The organism is Ralstonia sp. PBBBR1, assembly GCF_002256165.1.
Classification (GTDB): domain Bacteria; phylum Pseudomonadota; class Gammaproteobacteria; order Burkholderiales; family Burkholderiaceae; genus Ralstonia; species Ralstonia thomasii.
Genome location: NZ_NKIL01000002.1, coordinates 563,882 through 580,509 on the forward strand (window position 1 = coordinate 563,882; position 16,628 = coordinate 580,509).

Below are 16,628 nucleotides of genomic sequence, written 5' to 3' on the forward strand. Positions count from 1 at the left end.
TCCTTAAACGTCATCGCAAAAGAGAAACCCGGCAACCATACTGCAAGCCTGCCCTGGCCGGGCCGCCTCGGCAAAGAACGAACCACACGAAAAATCGAACGGGGGAAACCATGCGCGAAGAGTCGCTGGAATGTACTGCCGCGTGCCGAACCGTCGTAGTGGCGTCACGCGCGGGGATGGGGGAGATCGACGAGACGATTTTGGGTGCGGACTGGCACGTGCGACGCGTAGCGTCGATGCGCGAACTGGGCTGTGCCATTCGTGACGGCGTTCCCAAGGCGGGCTTGGTCGATTTCGGCAGCGCGTTCTCTGCTGCGGAGTTGGATTTGCTCGAGCGCTGCATGCAAGTCTCGCATGTGGGCTGGGTGGCGGCCCTGCCGCCGGCCATGCTGAACCACGAACGCGTGCGCCAGCTCGTGCGCGATTACTGCGTGGACTACGTGCAGATGCCGCTGCGCACGGACGAGGCTGCGTATTCGCTGCGTCACGCCTGGGGCATGGCCTCGCTCGCGCAGGAAGTCACGCCAGCGCCGAAGGCCAATCATGCGCGCATGCTGGGCGAGTGCCCTGCCATGCACGGCCTGTTTCGCGCCATCCGCAAGGTCGCGCAGAACAGCGCGCCAGCCTTCATCGCGGGGGAGTCAGGCACGGGCAAGGAGCTGACTGCCCAGGCCATTCACGAGGCTTCCTCGCGCGCAGGCGGGCCGTTCATCGCCATCAATTGCGGGGCGATTCCGCCGCACCTGATCCAGTCCGAATTGTTTGGCTACGAAAAAGGCGCGTTTACCGGCGCGCATCAGCGTCATATCGGCTGGGTCGAGCATGCCAACGGCGGCACGCTGTTCCTCGATGAAATCGGCGACCTGCCGCTTGAGAGCCAAGTCAGCCTGCTGCGCTTCCTGCAACAAGGCACGATTACGCGGCTTGGCGGGCACCAGGCGATTCCGCTGGACATCCGCATCATTTCGGCAACGCACGTGGATCTGGAAGCCGCCCAACACCACGGCGGATTTCGCACCGATCTGTTTCATCGACTGTGCGTGCTCACCTTGTCGGTGCCACCGCTTCGCGAGCGCGGCAGCGACATCGTGCTGCTGGCCCAACACATCCTGGCCCAGCATGCCAGCGAGGCGTCGCACCGGATCCGCGGGTTCACGCCCTGCGCGCTGCACGCGATGATGCATTACCCGTGGCCGGGCAACGTGCGCGAACTCATCAACCGCGTGCGCCGCGCGCTGGTGATGACCGACAACCGCAAGATCTCCGCGGCCGACCTGCACCTCGAAGGCTATGCATCCGTCTCGGGCCAGACACTGGAGGAAGCGCGCGAGGGTGCAGAGTCCGATGCCATCCGCACGGCCATCGCCCGCAACGGCTTCCATATGGGCATGACCGCGCGCGAATTGGCGGTGTCTCGCGTCACGCTGTATCGGTTGATGCAGAAGCACGGCATTCGAGCAGAGCATCCACTGCACCCGGCCTAGGCCTGGGCTCATCGCTTTCATTCCGATCGGCGGGGGCATAGCGTGGGTGCTATGCCCCCCCGGATGCGCTTTTTTTTTGGGCAAGCCGAAGGAATGGCGCCCCGGCCAGCCTCTCGCTTTCCTCACCCGATTCATCCAATACTTGGTTCAGTGCGCTGAATCCAGCAGCTGGCATGCGAAGGAATCGGCGGCGCTAGCGCGGCAAATGCGGTCAGGTTGGCTTGCATCGGGATCCCGCTTGAGGATGGCTAATGAGAAAAGAGTGCCCGCCGGGGGACGGAGCACGAAACCGTTGAACAGCCGCCGTACCTGCTCCTGCAGCGTACGTTGCGAAAGCGCCACATTTAGTGCACGCGGAGTCGCACCAACAGCGCCGACCTGCGCCAAGAGACTGTCGCGGCGCCGATCATCCGGCGCGGTAGCTGACACACACCCGGATACACCCCACTTCTGGGGGGATTGCGCAAGCCCCCTCGCCGTTGGATTGTTAAGCCACGCATGCGACGTACTCAGTTCGCCGTCCGTGAGTGCGGACACGACAGAACCGGTGGATGGATCGAATGCGCGGGTGGGAACAAGACCGAATGCGAGTCGCGCCGGCAACGTATCGGCGAGAACGCTTCGAAGGGCGACCAGCAGCGCGATTGCACGCCGCACGATGAGGTCGCCGTCTATTGCGAGCGCCGGCATCATGACGATCATGGCCGCGCGGTTTGCCACCACTCCGGTCCTCTCGACCGTCCACCCGAACGGCAAACGTCGAGCACAGCGCTGCGCGATTGTCGGCATGGCTAGCTCCTCCCCGTCGGGGATAGAGCGACATCCATGCCATGACGGCTAACGCCTTGTTTTAACGGGATATTTTCAACGCGGAGAACCATCCAACCCGGCATGACAGGCGATTTTGTGTCGCGACTGAAACAGCTGTCGCCATCAAAAATCGCGGTGGTCGGGCGCAGGCTCTCCAGTGGTCGAATTGCGCGCCCTGGCAAACGCTGGGCTACAGTAGCCAGGACGCAGCAACGAGAGTCCCGAGGCATGGCCGTGGCGGCTGTCATTTTTGACTTCCGCCACTAAAATGATTCGGAACGGGGGTCTGCTCCGGCCTGTATCTCGCCTGGGCGACAAGGATGTTCGCAAGATCGGTAACAGGTCGAGAACAACGATGAACACTGTTTTGATCGAAGCCCATCCGTTGGTGCGTACAGGCATTGCGCACCTGCTACGGACGCTCAAAGGCGTCACCGGCGTCACTGTCGTCGAGCCAGACGAAGGGATGTTCGACGCCATCGAAACCAATGCCGACGCGGGTCTTCTTGTCATCGGCCTGCCGCTGCCACATCTCGATGAGTTGTCGGCCATCGGCGAGATCATGCACCGGCCGCACGCGCGCCACGTGGTCGTGCTGGCTGAATCCGAATCGCCCGACATCATCCGTACGCTGATGCAGATGGGATTGTCCGGGTACACGCTCAAGCATTCGCCGGGCGAAGTCATCGCGGCTTCGCTGGAACTGGTGCTGGTGGGTGGCCAATACATTCCGGCCAGCGCACTGCTGCCGGAATCGCGCCTGGACGGTGCGCCCAACCCTGCGCTCGCTGGCGACCCTCAGACCGATCCGAAGCTGCTCGGCATTACGCCCCGGCAGTACGAGATTCTGGTGCTGCTCTCGCGCGGGCATCCGGTCAAGACGATCAGCCGCATGCTGAACATCTCCGAGGCGACAGCCAAGGCGCATATCAGCACCCTGTATCGGCGCCTGAAAGTACGCAGCCGTACCGAGGCCGAGTACGTCGCCAACCAGCGCGGCGCGCGCCTGCTGTCGGTCGCCTGACCCCATCCCCAAATGAAAGCGCGCGTCGCGAAGTCGCGCGCGACGGTCGATATACTGGCCGCATGCTTTCGTCCGTTTTCCGCTGGTTCTCAGGCCGCGCACGTGCGCGGCGCCTGACGCGTTACGCCATCTCAGACGCGCGGTGGTCACGCGCGCTCGATGGACTGCCCTTTTTGCTCGACTGGCGCGGCACGGACCTCGCACGCCTGCGTGAAACGGCCACGCTCTTCATCGCCGAAAAGGAATTCACCACCGCGCACGATTTGCCGCTCACCGACGACATGGTGGTCAGCATTGCCGCGCAAGCCAGCGTGCCGATCCTGGAGCTGGGCATCACGTGGTACAGCGGATGGCACGGCGTCGTCATCTACCCTGGCGAGTTCGTCATCCGCAAGGAAGTCATGGATGAAGACGGCGTCGTGCACAACGTGCGCGAAGAAGCCGCCGGTGAGGCATGGGAGCACGGTCCGGTCATCCTCTCGTGGCAGGACATCGAACTCGGGGGCGCACTGGCCGAGCCGGGCGCGCAGCCGTATAACGTGGTGGTGCATGAGTTCGCGCATAAGCTCGACATGCTCAACGGCGAGTCGGACGGCATCCCTGCGTTTTCATCGCGCTTGCATGCCAACGTTGACCGCGAGCAATGGGCCGATGATCTCTACGCGGAGTACGACGCCTTTGCCAATCGTTGCGAGCAGCTTCCGGAGCGCCGGTGGGGCGAGGATCCGATTCTTTCGCTGCTCGATCCCTATGGCGCGCAGCATCCTGCCGAGTTCTTTGCGGTGGCGTCAGAGGCGTTCTTCGTCGAACCGTTGGCCCTGCTTGAGACGCTGCCATCGTTGTACGCGCTCCTGCAAGCGTTCTACCTGCAAGATCCGGCACGGCGCGTGCTGGACTCTGAACAACGCCAGGAGGGATTCCTGCCATGACGATTCGCCAAACGGTTCGTGCAATGCTGCTCGGTTGTTGCCTCGCCGCCGCCCCAGCCTTGGCGCAACCAACCACGCCCGTGATCCTCAGCGTCACCGCGCAATTCGATGGGCAATCCGAAACCAAACGCGTCACGCTTTCGGCCGAAACATCCACCACGGGCCAGCACGTCGCACTGCTCGAACGCACCCATACGTACGACGTGGGCGGCTCGATACCACGCAAGGAATGGGAGGCGCGCTTCGCCGCCGGCCTGCCCGACGACACGATCCCGCTGGGCTGCGACACCACCACGTGCCAATTCATACGTCACCGCTGGGCCAAGACCGGCGTCGATGTCACCCTGCGGCCGATGGTCGTATCGGGCGAGTTCCAGACGCTGTCCATCGGCGTAACGCTGCATCGGTTCCAGCCGTCGCCCGACGCCGAGTCCCCTGCCCGGGTCGACACCTGGGCACGCAACCTCGACACCTCGTTGCGCGTCGGCGACACCAAGACCATGGATCTGGACGGTCACGGCATGCTTACGATCGAGCGCCTGGGCAAACCTTGATCGAAATAAGCGTTTCGAGTCACTTTTCGATGCCCCGACACGACGGATTTTGCGGCAGGCGCGTTGCTCAAGCCCTTGTTTCTCTGGCATAATCCTCGTTTCTCCACCCGGCAAGTGATTCGAGGGCTGGTCGCACGGTGGCTCCTACCATGTGAGCACCTGAAGCGCGCCGCGAATTGGCTACCTCTACCCCAGGGCCCATCATGAAAGAAGGCATTCACCCGAATTACCGCGAAGTCGTGTTCCAGGACATGTCCAGCGACTTCAAATTCATCACCCGCTCGACCATCCAGACCAAGGAAATGATCACGCTGGACGGCAAGGAATATCCGCTGGCCAAGATCGAAGTCTCGTCCGAATCGCACCCGTTCTACACGGGCCAGCAAAAGGTTCTGGACACGGCCGGCCGCGTCGAGAAGTTCCGCAACAAGTTCGGCAGCAAGATCGGCAAGGCTGCCAAGTAATATCGGCGCCGGAGACGGCTCAGCGCATGACCCGCTCAGTGCAGACCGTCTTATTGGTCAGAAAAAGGCAGCTCCGGCTGCCTTTTTTGTTTCTCGGCACATGGTAGGCCGTTGATTCGGCCCTCTTTACGATCCGCACGTCGCTGTGCAATCCCGGCTGGGCTCGCCCGGTCTGACACTCGATGAACACCACCCGCGTCTCGCGCATCCGCCTGACTGCCGCCGCCACCCGCGAGTTGCCGCGTTGGCTGCTGCTCGCCATCTGCGTGATCTACGGCCTATCAGGGCTGTTCTCGCGCGACCCGTGGAAGAACGAAGACGCCGCCGGCTTCGGCGCGATGTGGACACTGGCCACCGGCAATGCGCAGGACTGGCTGATGCCGAACATCGTCGGGCGCCCCGTCGTGCAATCTGGGCCACTGGTGTTCTGGGTCGGTGGCGCGCTCATTCGCCTCTTCGGACAATGGCTCGGCCCCGCGGACGCGTCTCGCCTGGCCACCGCCCTCTTTTTCTTCGTTACCAGCGCTTGCATCTGGTACGGGGCCTATCTGCTGGGTCGGCGCCCAGAAGTCCAACCGTTTGAATTCGTCTTCGGCGGCCAGCCAAACACGCGCGACTACGGGCGTACGCTGGCAGATGGTGCACTGCTGATCTTCCTCGCCTGCGTTGGCCTGGCACAGCGCGGTCACGAAACGACGCCGCTGGTCGGGGCGCTGTGCTTCGTGGCGGTCGCGGTGTATGGCTTGATCCGAGCGCTCGACAAGCCGGTGCACGGCAGTCTCGTCTACGGCATCGGCGTCGGCTGCCTGTCGCTGGCGGGCGGCCCAATCCTGCCATTGGCCATCACGGTGGCCGTATTGATCGCCGCGCATGCCACGCGCGTACTGCCGCTGCGACCCCTGCTGACAGTAGCACTGCCCGTGTCGCTCGTACTCGGCTGCTCGTGGCCGGCAATAGCGTACTTGCTGGCAAACAATCCGACTGACGCCGTGACCTACGTCCGCGAATGGGCGCGCTTCGATCGCCATCAATACGCCGGTCCTACGGCGCATTCGCTTGGCTTTGTCGCACGCAACCTGCCGCTGTTTGCTTGGCCGGTTTGGCCGCTGGCCGCATGGGCGTGGAAAAGCTGGGGCGGCATGCGTACCGCTCCGCATATCACGTTGCCATTGGCCGTCCTCCTGCCGCAATTTGTGTTGCTGCTCATGCAGCCTCACCCGGGCGACGACGGCTTCCTGCTGCTGATTCCGCCGATGGCCGTGATGGCCACGTTCGCACTGCCAACGCTCAGGCGTGGCGTGATCAGCGCAATCGACTGGTTTGCTCTGCTGGCTTTCACCATCTTGGGTGGCACGCTATGGCTGCTGTGGATCGCCAAGATGACAGGTTTTCCGCCTCAGCTTGCGCGCAACGTCTACCGCATCGTGCCGGGCTATCGGCCTGAGTTCAGCTGGACCGCACTGGTCTGCGCACTGCTCGTGACGGCCGCGTGGGTGTTCATCGTCGTCTGGCGCACATCGCGCGCACCCAAGGCGATCTGGCGCGCAGTGGTGATCTCGGCCGCCGGCACCACGCTGATGTGGGTGCTGATGATGACGCTGTGGCTGCCCACCATCAACTACGCCAAGACGTACCGCGATGTCGCGCAGTCAGCCGCGCTTGCGCTGCCGCGTTCCTACGTGTGCGTGCAGCCGATCCGCATGGGCGATGCGCAGCTTGCCTCGTTCGCGTACTTCGGCCACATCCGTTTTGGTAATGCAGAAGACAATTGCGACATCCTGCTGCGTCACGACCCGTACGACTACGGTGCACCGACGAGCGTCTCCAACTACGAGTGGCGCCCGATCTGGGAAGGCCGACGCCCCGCCGACCGCGACGAGCACTTCCGCATGTACCGCCTGACCGAGGCGGCCACCGCCACACATCCGCCGCCCGCGCCGGCCACCACACGCCGGCGCAAGCTGCGCCAATAACGCTCTCGGTCGTACCCACATGTTTGTCGCCGACGTCCGCCGCATTACCGCACTGGCTTGGCCGGTGCTGATCGGCCAGTTGGCGGTCATCGCTTTCGGCGTACTCGATACGGCGATGGCTGGCCGCGCCTCTGCAGCAGACCTCGCGGCCATCGGACTCGGCGGGTCGATCTACGTGACGGTGTACATCAGCCTGATGGGTGTGCTGCAAGCGCTCTCGCCCATCGCCGGCCAACTGTATGGCGCGCAAAGGCACAGCGAGATCGGCGAAGAAGTGCGCCAGGCTGTCTGGCTCGGGCTGGTGCTCGCGGCGATCGGCATGCTGATCCTGTGGTTCCCCGCCCCACTACTGCAACTGGCAGACGCCACGCCCGAACTCGCGGAAAAAGCCACCGCCTATTTGCGGTATGAAGCACTCGCATTGCCTGCTGCGCTCGGCTTCCGGATCTACTCTGCGTTGAACAACGCGCTGTCGCGCCCAGTGATGGTGACGGTGCTGCAGCTCGCCGGCCTCGCCATCAAATTTCCGCTCAACGCACTGTTTCTGTACGGCGGCATGGGCGTCCCGGCGATGGGTGGCCCAGGATGCGCACTCGCCTCGATGATCATCAGCTGGCTATGGTTTGTGGCTGCAGCCGCCATCCTGATGCGCAATCCAGCGTACAAGCCGCTTGCGATTTTCTCGCACTACTCGCCGCCCAATCGCGCGCGGCTGTGGGCACTCGTGCGCCTCGGGGTGCCGATGGGCTTCACCTATCTGATCGAGATCACATCGTTCACGTTGATGGCGATCTTCATCGCGCGTCTCGGTACGGTGGTCTTGGCAGGGCATCAGATTGCCGCCAACCTCGGGGCAGTGGCCTACATGGTGCCGCTGTCCTTGTCGATCGCGACGTCGACGCTGGCTGCGCAGTCGATCGGCGCGCGCGATCGCGTTGCGGCCCGACGCATCTCGCTGAACGGCATCAAATTGGCGGTGATGTGCGCGATCATCGTTTGCGCGGCCGTGCTGTTCTTGCGTCGCGAGCTGGTCAGCCTCTACACGCACGATGCTACTGTCCTGGCGATTGCGGTGCCGCTGCTGCCTTTCATCGCCTTCTATCAGATGTTCGATGCGCTGCAGGTCATGACTGCGTTCGTCCTGCGCGCATACAAGATCGCGCTCATCCCGACCGTCATCTACGCCTTATCGCTGTGGGGCGTGGGTCTGGGCGGCGGCTACGTGCTCGGATTTGGACTACTGGGCGAGTTTGCGACGCCTCTGCGTGGCGCAGCCGGCTTCTGGGCGGCCAATGCGCTCAGTTTGATGGTGGCCGGCGCGTTGCTGGTCAGCTATTTCAATCGAGTTAGCCGTACGCCCGATTAAAGAAAGCCATTCGCCGCCGCTTTAAAACGACGTCAATCTGGAATGACTAGAATTGAATAGAAAGCGCAAAAGAAAAAACCCGCTGCAAGCAGCGGGTTTTGATTTGGCGGAGCGGACGGGACTCGAACCCGCGACCCCCGGCGTGACAGGCCGGTATTCTAACCGACTGAACTACCGCTCCGTGTCGGTTGCAAAATCAGCTAGAGACTGATTTTGCTAATGAGCTTCTGGTTAAGCTCTTATTTTGGCGTCCCCTAGGGGATTCGAACCCCTGTACTCACCGTGAAAGGGTGATGTCCTAGGCCTCTAGACGAAGGGGACAGAAACTGTTTTGCAACGCTTTCTGTCTTACGCTGCGAAGTCCGCTACTATAACGAACTTCTTTGCGTTTTGGAAGCCTCTTTTCAAATTTATTTTTTGAATCGAATCTTCCGGCATTTTGGTGGAGCTAAGCGGGATCGAACCGCTGACCTCTTGCATGCCATGCAAGCGCTCTCCCAGCTGAGCTATAGCCCCGAGGTACTGCCTTTTACTGCTTGCTTCTTACTGCATTTCGCTTCGTGTTGCAGCGAAAACAAAAGTATAGGGGAAGTATTTGGCGCTTGGCAATACCCTTTCGCAAAAATTTTTGCGCTGCACACGTCACGCCGCCAGGCGATGCAGAACGACGTCGCGACCGAACAACTCCAGCACCGCATCAATCGACGGCGTTTGCAGTTGCCCTGCCACCAGCAGGCGCACCGGCATCGCCAGCTTGGGCATCTTCCAGCCGTGGGCCGCCAGAACTTCCTTGAAGACTGCGCCGATGGCCTCGCGCTTCCACTCGGGCAGCGCCCCGAGCTTCTCAGCCAGCGCCGCAATGCCAGGACGCACGTCGTCGGTCAGGTGCTGCGCAGCGAGCTCCGGCTCGACAGCCAGATCCGAGCGATAGAACAGCAGCGCTGTCTGGGCGACTTCACGCAGCGTGTTGGCGCGATCCTTCACGAGCGCAATCACGTCAGCCAGCACAGGGCCGCCATCCACCTTGCCACCCAGCGCCTCGATGAACGGTTTCACCAGACCCGCCAGGCGCACATTGTCAGCCTGCTTGATGTAGTGGTTGTTCAACCAGGCAAGCTTCTCAGGGTTGTATTGCGCCGGCGACTTGCCCAGGTGCTCGAGGTCGAACCACTCGATGAACTGCTCGCGCGAAAAGATCTCGGCGTCGCCATGCGCCCAGCCCAGACGGGCGAGGTAGTTGACGATGGCTTCTGGCAGATAGCCCGCATCACGATAGCCCGTGACAGCCATGGCACCGTGGCGCTTGCTCATCTTCTCGCCCTGCTCGTTGAGCACAGTCGGCAGGTGTGCGTAGACCGGCGGCGTACCGCCCAGCGCGCGCAGGATGTTGATCTGCCGGGGCGTGTTGTTGACGTGGTCGTCGCCGCGGATCACATGCGTGATCTGCATATCCATGTCGTCGACGACCACACAGAAGTTATACGTAGGCGTGCCGTCCGGGCGCGCGATCACGAGATCGTCGAGTTCATCGTTGGAGATTTCGATGCGGCCCTTCACGGCGTCGTCCCACACGACACTCCCGCCGATGGGGTTCTTGAAGCGGATCACAGGCTGCACGCCGGCCGGCGGCGGCGGCAGAATCTTGCCGGGTGCGGGGCGCCAGGTGCCGTCGTAGCGGGGCTTCTCGCCGCGCTCGCGTTGCGCTTCGCGCAGGGCGTCGAGTTCTTCGGTGCTCATGTAGCACGGGTAGGCGAGTTCCTGCTGCACCATCTGAGCGACCACGGCGCGGTACCGGTCCATGCGCTGCATCTGGTAGAACGGGCCTTCGTCGATGTCCATGTCGAGCCAATCCATCGCTTCCAGGATCACGTCGACGGCTTCCTGGCTGGAGCGCTCCACGTCGGTGTCTTCGATGCGCAGGATGAAGTCTCCCTTCATCTTGCGTGCGAAGGCCCACGGATAGAGTGCCGAGCGGATGTTGCCGAGGTGGATGAAGCCGGTGGGGCTGGGAGCGAAACGAGTACGGACGCGCTGTGTCATAGGAATGGCTGAACGAATAAGGCCGCGTGATCGAACCCTGAGCGCGGATCCTGAGCGGCCTCTATCAAAACTGAAATTATAGCAACCGTCCTGCACGTGTCTGGCCGACCCTGTCGCTGAACTTTGGCACAATGGCGGCCGGCCGCAGTGCGCTCGGTCACGACTGAACACAACTGCGCGGCATACCAACCGCCCCAACTCACTCATGCAACGCCGCCTTTTCCTGGGTGCCGCCGGCGCCTCCGTGCTCTCCGCCTGCACCGTGACGGGTTTCTCGTCCGGCAAAACCGAAACGCCCGTCGCCCCCGCCACGGCCGTGCTGCCGCCCACGGCCCAACCAGCCACACAGCCCGTGCGGATCGGGTTGGCACTGGGCGGAGGTGCCGCGCGCGGTTTTGCGCACATCGGCGTCATCAAGATGCTTGAAGCCCAAGGCATTCAGATCGACTTCATCACCGGCACGAGCGCGGGTAGCGTGGTAGCGGCGATCTACGCGTCGGGCATGTCGGGGCTGGAGATGAACCGCATGGCGCTCAAGATGGACGAGGCCATGATCGCCGATTGGGCGCTGCCCTTCGGCACGCGCTTCGGCGGCTGGCTCAAGGGCGAGGCGCTGGAGAAATACATCAACCGGCTGGTCAAGCAGAAGACGATCGAGCAGATGCGCATTCCACTCGGCATCGTTGCGACGGACCTGGCGAGCGGCAAGCCGATCCTGTTCCGGCGCGGCAATACCGGTCAGGCGGTGCGTGCGTCCTGCAGTATCCCGGGCGTGTTCCAGCCGGTAACGATCAGCGGTCGCCAATATGTGGACGGCGGCTTGGTGGCGCCAGTGCCGGTTACCTACGTCAAGCAGATGGGCGCGACGTTCGTGATTGCAGTGAACATCTCGGCAGACCCTGCCAACCAGGCTGTGTCGGGACAGGCGAGCATGCTGCTGCAGACGACAGCCATCATGGGTCAGAGCATCAGCAAGACCGAGCTGGCCCAGGCCGATGTGGTCATCACACCGTCGCTGCCGTTTGTGAAGGGCAGCGACTTTACCGCGCGCAACGAGGCGATTCTCGCGGGCGAGCAGGCTGCTCAGGCCGCCATGCCGCTGCTGCGGGAAAAGCTGCATCTGACGCAGACCATCGTGGGCACCCCGTTGCCGCCGCACTGACACCCCTGTCAGCGGGCAACAAAAAAGACCGCCGCGGCGGTCTTTTTTCTATTGCGTGATGCGCATCAGAGCGAATCAACCGCCGTACATTGCCAGCGGCTTGCCGGCGGCATTCGGGTCGACACGCTTGAGTTGCTCGACAAAGTTGTCGGCGCCGTCCTTGATTGCGGCACCGGACTTGCCCTCGATGCGGCGGGCGCCGTTGTAGCGTGTCACCCAGTACGAAGCGGTCATGTCATCCACGCGGATCTTGCTGCCGGTGGAGGGAGCGTGCACGAATTTGTTGTCGCCGATATAGATGCCGACGTGCGAGAACGTGTGGCGCATGGTGTTGAAGAACACCAAATCGCCCGGACGCAGTTCTGCCGTGTCCACGCTGGTGCCAACGCGGCTCATTTCCACGGCGCGACGCGGCAGCAGGAAGCCGAAAGTATCGTTGAAGACGTAGCGGACGAAGCCGCTGCAGTCGAGGCCCGATTCAGGCGTGTTGCCGCCGAAACGGTAGCGCAGCCCGATCATGCCCAGAGCGTTCATGACGACGTCGCCGGTCTTGCTCATCACGTTTGAGATGAGGCCCGGTTTGGCCTCAGGCTTGACGTCGGCGCGGACTTCCGTGTCTTTGAAGACCGTATCAGCATGCACTGCATTCGACAGCATCACGCCGCAGCCGATCACAACCCCTACCGCCAGGCGCGCCATGGAATGAAGTACGAAATGCTGCATTGGTTCTCCCTCGGAAACTTGTAATGATGCGGCGCACATATGCCGCCGCAAATGAGAACAGTCCGAATCTTGTTAAAACAATCTCGCAGGATGATAAAAGTGACACGTTGACTTGTCAAAGGTCGTTACAAATTCCTCGGAATCCACATGCAAATCATGTACTTAGACATGACTTTAGATGCGCATTCTTACAAAAACAGCGCATCTAAACTGCACTACCCTAGGGCGAAAACGGTGGATTTTACGGGTTATCCCGGGTGGGGATGAGCGAAGCCGCCGCCATTAGCTTGCAGGTATAGGGGTGCGAAGGCGACGCCAATACCGCTTCAGTGTCGCCCTCTTCCACCACTTTTCCATCCTTCATCACCACCACGCGATGTGACATCGCGCGGATGACAGCAAGGTCGTGGCTGATGAACAGATACGACAGGTTGTACTTTTTCTGAAGGGCAGACAGCAGCGAGAGCACCTGCTGCTGGATCGACACATCAAGTGCCGAAGTCGGTTCATCCAGCACCAGCAGCTGCGGCTTGAGGATAAGCACTCGGGCAATGGCGACGCGCTGGCGCTGCCCGCCTGAAAACTCATGCGGATAGCGGCCCAGCGCCGTGCGGTCGAGGCCGACCTCGCGCAGCGCCTCGATCACGCGGTGGCGCCGCTCTGTAACGTTGACATGCGGTTGGTGCAGTGCCAGACCTTCGCCGACGATCTCCTCAATCGTCATGCGTGGCGACAGCGAGCCATACGGGTCTTGAAACACGACCTGCATGCGCGCACGCACCGCGCGGCGCTCGTCGCGCGAAATGTGCAGCAGCGAGTTGCCAAGGAAACGCAAGTCGCCGCTCTTTGCTGCTTGCAGACCCAGCAGCGTCTGCGCGAGCGTGGTCTTGCCGGAGCCGGATTCACCCACGATGCCGAGCGTCTCGCCTTCGCGCAGTTGCAGCGACACGGCATCGACCGCGGTGAACGGATCTGCCCTGAACCAGCCGGCAAACCCGGGGCGATGGCGCTCGTAGATGACCGTCAGCTTGTCGGCTTCGAGCAGCACGGGCGCAAGCGGCACTAGCGGCAGCACGTCGCGCTGCGGACGACTCTCAAGCAGGCGCACGGTGTACGGATGTTGGGGCGCGGCAAATACGTCGGCCGTGCTGCCGGTTTCGACCAGGATGCCGCGCTCCATCACGCCGACGCGCTCGGCGAAGGCACGCACCATGTTCAGGTCGTGCGTGATCAGCATGATCGCCATGCCGAACTCGGCCTGCAGTTCGCGCAGCAACTGCAGGATCTGCATGCGCACCGTCACGTCGAGCGCGGTGGTCGGCTCATCGGCCAACAGGAGCTTGGGCGAGCACGCCAGCGCCATGGCGATCATTGCGCGCTGGCGCTGACCACCCGACAGTTGGTGCGGGAAGGCGTCAAACCGGCGCGGCGCCTCGGCAATGCCGGTGCGTTCCAGCAGCGCAATCGCACGTGCCTTGGCAGCGCGCTTGTCCAGTCCCTCGTGCAATTCCAGCGTTTCGACGATCTGGTTGCCGATCGTGTACAGCGGGTTGAGCGCTGTCATCGGTTCCTGGAACACCATGGCGACGTCGGCGCCACGCAGGCCGCGCATTTCGCGCTCGCTGGCGGCCAGCAGGTCGCGCCCTTCGAGCAGTATGCGGCCGCTGTATTGCGCGTCGGCCATCAAGCGCATGATCGATAGCGCGGTGACGGACTTGCCCGAGCCGGATTCGCCCACCAACGCGAACCGCTCGCCGGCGTGCAAATCGAGGCAGACATGCTTGACGGCTTCCGTCACCTCGCCGTGCTCGGATTCGAAATGCACGCACAGGTCATCCAGGCGCAGCAGCGGGCCGTCGTACTTCGGCGCTGAGGAACGCAGATCGACGCGGGTCATTTCACCCCCGCCGGTTTCTGGCGCGTGCGCAGTTGCGCGAATGACAGGCGCGTGTCGAAGGCATCGCGCAGCGCGTCGCCCATGAAAGTCAGCAGCACGAGGGTCAGCACGAGCACCACGAAAGTCGACAGCGAGATCCACCACGCGTCCAGGTTGGCCTTACCCTGGGCAAGCAGCTCACCGAGGCTCGGGGTGGATGGCGGCACGCCAAGGCCAAGGAAATCGAGGCTCGTGAGCGCAAGAATGGCCGCGCTCATGCGGAACGGCAGGAACGTGATCACCGGTGTCAGGCTGTTGGGCATGATGTGGCGCCACATGATCTGCCAACTGGACAGGCCCATCGCTCGCGCGGCCTTCACATAGTCGAGCGAGCGGTTACGGTAGAACTCGGCGCGCACGTAATCCGACAGGCTCATCCAGCCGAACAGCGACAGCAGGATGATCAGCAGCCCAAGGCTGGGGGTGAAGATCGACGCAAAGATGATCAGCAGGTACAGCTCCGGCATCGAACTCCAGATTTCAATCAGGCGCTGCGACACCATATCGAAGCGCCCGCCGAAGAAGCCCATCAGAGCGCCGGTCAGCGTGCCGACCAGCACGCCAAGCACCGTAAGCGCCAGCCCGAACAGCACCGAGACACGGAAGCCATACAGCAGCCGCGCAAACACGTCGCGGCCGCGATCATCTGTGCCGAGCCAGTTTTCCGCAGAAGGGGGCGCCGGATTGGGCTCTTTCGAAAAGTAGTTCAGCGTCTCGTACGAATACGGATTGGGCGGGTAAATCGCAAAGCTTCCCGGCTCCTTGAACTTGTCCCGGATGAACGGATCGAGGTAGTCCGTCGGTGTGGGGAAATCCCCCCCGAAGGTCATCTCGGGGTATGCCTTCACGATCGGGAAATACCAGTTGCCGTGGTACCTGACCACCAGCGGCCGATCATTGGAGATGCACTCGGCGCCCAGACTGAGCACGAACAGCACCACGAAGATGAGCAGGCTCCAATAGCCCAGCCGATGCTGCTTGAAGCGCCGCCACGCGCGCTTGAGCGGCGACGGCGAGTGGCGCACCGGATGTGGCGCTGCCGTGTTGGGTGCATGCGTTGAAGTACGCGAATACTGGGTCATGGTCGCCGGCCCGCCTATCGCCCAACCGAGCCGAAATGGATACGCGGATCAACCAGCACGTAGCACACGTCGGAAATCAACCGCGCAGCCAGGCCAATCAGCGTGAACAAGTACAGCGTGCCGAGCACGACCGGATAATCGCGTCGCATCACCGCCTCATACGACAGCAGGCCCATGCCATCAAGCGAGAACAGTTGCTCGATGAGCAGCGAACCTGTGAAGAATGCGCCAATGAAGGCCGACGGGAAGCCCGTCACCAGCGGCAGCAACGCGTTGCGGAAAATGTGCTTCCACAGCACGCGCCGCTCCGACAAGCCCTTGCTACGCGCGGTCAGCACATACTGTTTGCGGATTTCCTCCAGGAACGCGTTCTTCGTCAGCATGGTGATGACGGCAAAGCTGCCCACCACCGACGCCATGACAGGCAGCGTGATGTGCCAAAGGTAATCCGTGATTTTGCCGAGCAGGCTGAGCTGATCCCAGTTGTCGGAAGTGATGCCCCGGATCGGGAACCACTGGAAGAACGTGCCGCCACCAAAGAGCACCAGCAGCAGCACGCCCAGCACGAAGCCCGGGATGGCATACCCCACCAGCACGATGATGCTCGTCACCAGATCAAACCGACTGCCCGCACGCACGGCCTTCGCAATGCCGAGCGGCACAGCTATCAGGTACGTGAGAAAGAACGTCCACAACCCGATCGAAATCGATACCGGCAATTTCGACTTGATGAGATCCCACACGCTGCGGTGCTGGAAATAGCTCTCGCCCAAGTCGAAGCGCGCAAAGCGGCCGAGCATCAGGAAGTAGCGCTCGACGGGGCTCTTGTCGAAGCCATACAACGCGCGGATTTCCTTGATCTTCTCGGCGTCTACGCCGCGACGCCCGCGATAGTCGAACGCGCCGCCACCGCTGGCCTCGCCTCCGCCGCCTCGCCCCTTCATCTCCATCATCATCTGTTCGATGGGGCCGCCAGGCACGAACTGGATCACGACGAACGTCAGCGTGACCACGCCGATCAGCGTCGGGATCAGAAGCAGCAACCGTTTGATCAGGTACGCGAACATGGTGTCACCGATGC

The 16,628-nt window shown here is 62.3% G+C and carries 14 protein-coding genes and 3 tRNA genes; 8 read left to right on the forward strand and 9 right to left on the reverse strand.

Annotation, left to right across the window (positions count from 1 at the left end; all coding sequences use genetic code 11):
* Positions 1 to 110 precede the first annotated feature (110 nt).
* Positions 111 to 1,484 carry a sigma-54 dependent transcriptional regulator gene (locus CFE42_RS02660; protein WP_004626248.1) on the forward strand — a complete coding sequence of 458 codons (1,374 nt, stop codon included), beginning with the start codon at positions 111 to 113 and terminating at the stop codon, positions 1,482 to 1,484.
* A 147-nt stretch (positions 1,485 to 1,631) separates the two neighbouring features.
* Here the strand turns inward: CFE42_RS02660 and CFE42_RS02665 are convergent, their stop codons facing one another.
* On the reverse strand, positions 1,632 to 2,273 hold the full coding sequence (locus CFE42_RS02665) for a hypothetical protein (RefSeq protein ID WP_004626245.1): 642 nt from the start codon (positions 2,271 to 2,273) through the stop codon (positions 1,632 to 1,634).
* Between the two features lie 376 nt (positions 2,274 to 2,649).
* Here CFE42_RS02665 and CFE42_RS02670 point away from each other — a divergent pair, with 376 nt between their 5' ends.
* The 6 genes from CFE42_RS02670 (at position 2,650) to CFE42_RS02695 (ending at position 8,604) form a co-directional block, all read left to right on the forward strand.
* Positions 2,650 to 3,318: a response regulator transcription factor gene (locus CFE42_RS02670; protein ID WP_004626243.1), complete on the forward strand. Its 669-nt coding sequence runs from the start codon at positions 2,650 to 2,652 to the stop codon at positions 3,316 to 3,318.
* Positions 3,319 to 3,380: 62 nt separating this feature from the next.
* Positions 3,381 to 4,247: a zinc-dependent peptidase gene (locus tag CFE42_RS02675; protein WP_004626241.1), complete on the forward strand. Its 867-nt coding sequence runs from the start codon at positions 3,381 to 3,383 to the stop codon at positions 4,245 to 4,247.
* Positions 4,244 to 4,801 (forward strand): hypothetical protein, encoded by a 558-nt coding sequence (locus tag CFE42_RS02680; protein WP_004626239.1) that lies wholly within the window; start codon positions 4,244 to 4,246, stop codon positions 4,799 to 4,801. Before CFE42_RS02675 ends, CFE42_RS02680 begins: the two co-directional genes overlap by 4 nt.
* 203 nt (positions 4,802 to 5,004) lie before the next feature.
* Complete coding sequence (locus tag CFE42_RS02685) at positions 5,005 to 5,265, forward strand: type B 50S ribosomal protein L31 (protein ID WP_004626237.1); 261 nt, start codon at positions 5,005 to 5,007, stop codon at positions 5,263 to 5,265.
* A gap of 182 nt (positions 5,266 to 5,447) precedes the next feature.
* Positions 5,448 to 7,238: a glycosyltransferase family 39 protein gene (locus tag CFE42_RS02690; protein WP_004626231.1), complete on the forward strand. Its 1,791-nt coding sequence runs from the start codon at positions 5,448 to 5,450 to the stop codon at positions 7,236 to 7,238.
* A 19-nt stretch (positions 7,239 to 7,257) separates the two neighbouring features.
* A complete protein-coding gene (locus CFE42_RS02695) occupies positions 7,258 to 8,604 on the forward strand; it encodes an MATE family efflux transporter (protein WP_004626228.1) in 1,347 nt (448 codons plus the stop codon).
* A gap of 104 nt (positions 8,605 to 8,708) precedes the next feature.
* Here CFE42_RS02695 and CFE42_RS02700 read toward each other — a convergent pair.
* The 4 genes from CFE42_RS02700 to gltX all read right to left on the reverse strand — a co-directional run bounded on the left by CFE42_RS02700 (position 8,709) and on the right by gltX (position 10,644).
* A tRNA-Asp gene (locus CFE42_RS02700) sits at positions 8,709 to 8,785 on the reverse strand.
* A gap of 64 nt (positions 8,786 to 8,849) precedes the next feature.
* A tRNA-Glu gene (locus CFE42_RS02705) sits at positions 8,850 to 8,925 on the reverse strand.
* Between the two features lie 119 nt (positions 8,926 to 9,044).
* Positions 9,045 to 9,120: transfer RNA gene (locus CFE42_RS02710), tRNA-Ala, on the reverse strand.
* Positions 9,121 to 9,246: 126 nt separating this feature from the next.
* Positions 9,247 to 10,644 carry a glutamate--tRNA ligase gene (gene gltX / locus CFE42_RS02715; protein ID WP_004626226.1) on the reverse strand — a complete coding sequence of 466 codons (1,398 nt, stop codon included), beginning with the start codon at positions 10,642 to 10,644 and terminating at the stop codon, positions 9,247 to 9,249.
* A 205-nt stretch (positions 10,645 to 10,849) separates the two neighbouring features.
* Here gltX and CFE42_RS02720 point away from each other — a divergent pair, with 205 nt between their 5' ends.
* A complete protein-coding gene (locus CFE42_RS02720) occupies positions 10,850 to 11,806 on the forward strand; it encodes a patatin-like phospholipase family protein (protein ID WP_004626224.1) in 957 nt (318 codons plus the stop codon).
* A 75-nt stretch (positions 11,807 to 11,881) separates the two neighbouring features.
* On the opposite strand, the gene CFE42_RS02725 is transcribed toward CFE42_RS02720, so the two are convergent.
* The 4 genes from CFE42_RS02725 to yejB form a co-directional block, all read right to left on the reverse strand.
* The gene (locus CFE42_RS02725) at positions 11,882 to 12,529 is read right to left on the reverse strand and encodes a C40 family peptidase (protein WP_004626223.1); all 648 of its coding nucleotides are present in this window, start codon (positions 12,527 to 12,529) and stop codon (positions 11,882 to 11,884) included.
* 241 nt (positions 12,530 to 12,770) lie between these two features.
* Positions 12,771 to 14,426, reverse strand: coding sequence for an ABC transporter ATP-binding protein (locus CFE42_RS02730; protein WP_004626219.1), 1,656 nt, complete (start codon positions 14,424 to 14,426; stop codon positions 12,771 to 12,773).
* Positions 14,423 to 15,547, reverse strand: a complete 1,125-nt coding sequence (locus tag CFE42_RS02735) for an ABC transporter permease (RefSeq protein ID WP_004626216.1) — start codon at positions 15,545 to 15,547, stop codon at positions 14,423 to 14,425. The genes CFE42_RS02730 and CFE42_RS02735 overlap by 4 nt, the downstream gene beginning before the upstream one ends.
* Before the next feature lie 14 nt (positions 15,548 to 15,561).
* A complete protein-coding gene (yejB, locus tag CFE42_RS02740; protein ID WP_004626214.1) occupies positions 15,562 to 16,614 on the reverse strand; it encodes a microcin C ABC transporter permease YejB in 1,053 nt (350 codons plus the stop codon).
* Positions 16,615 to 16,628 lie beyond the last annotated feature (14 nt).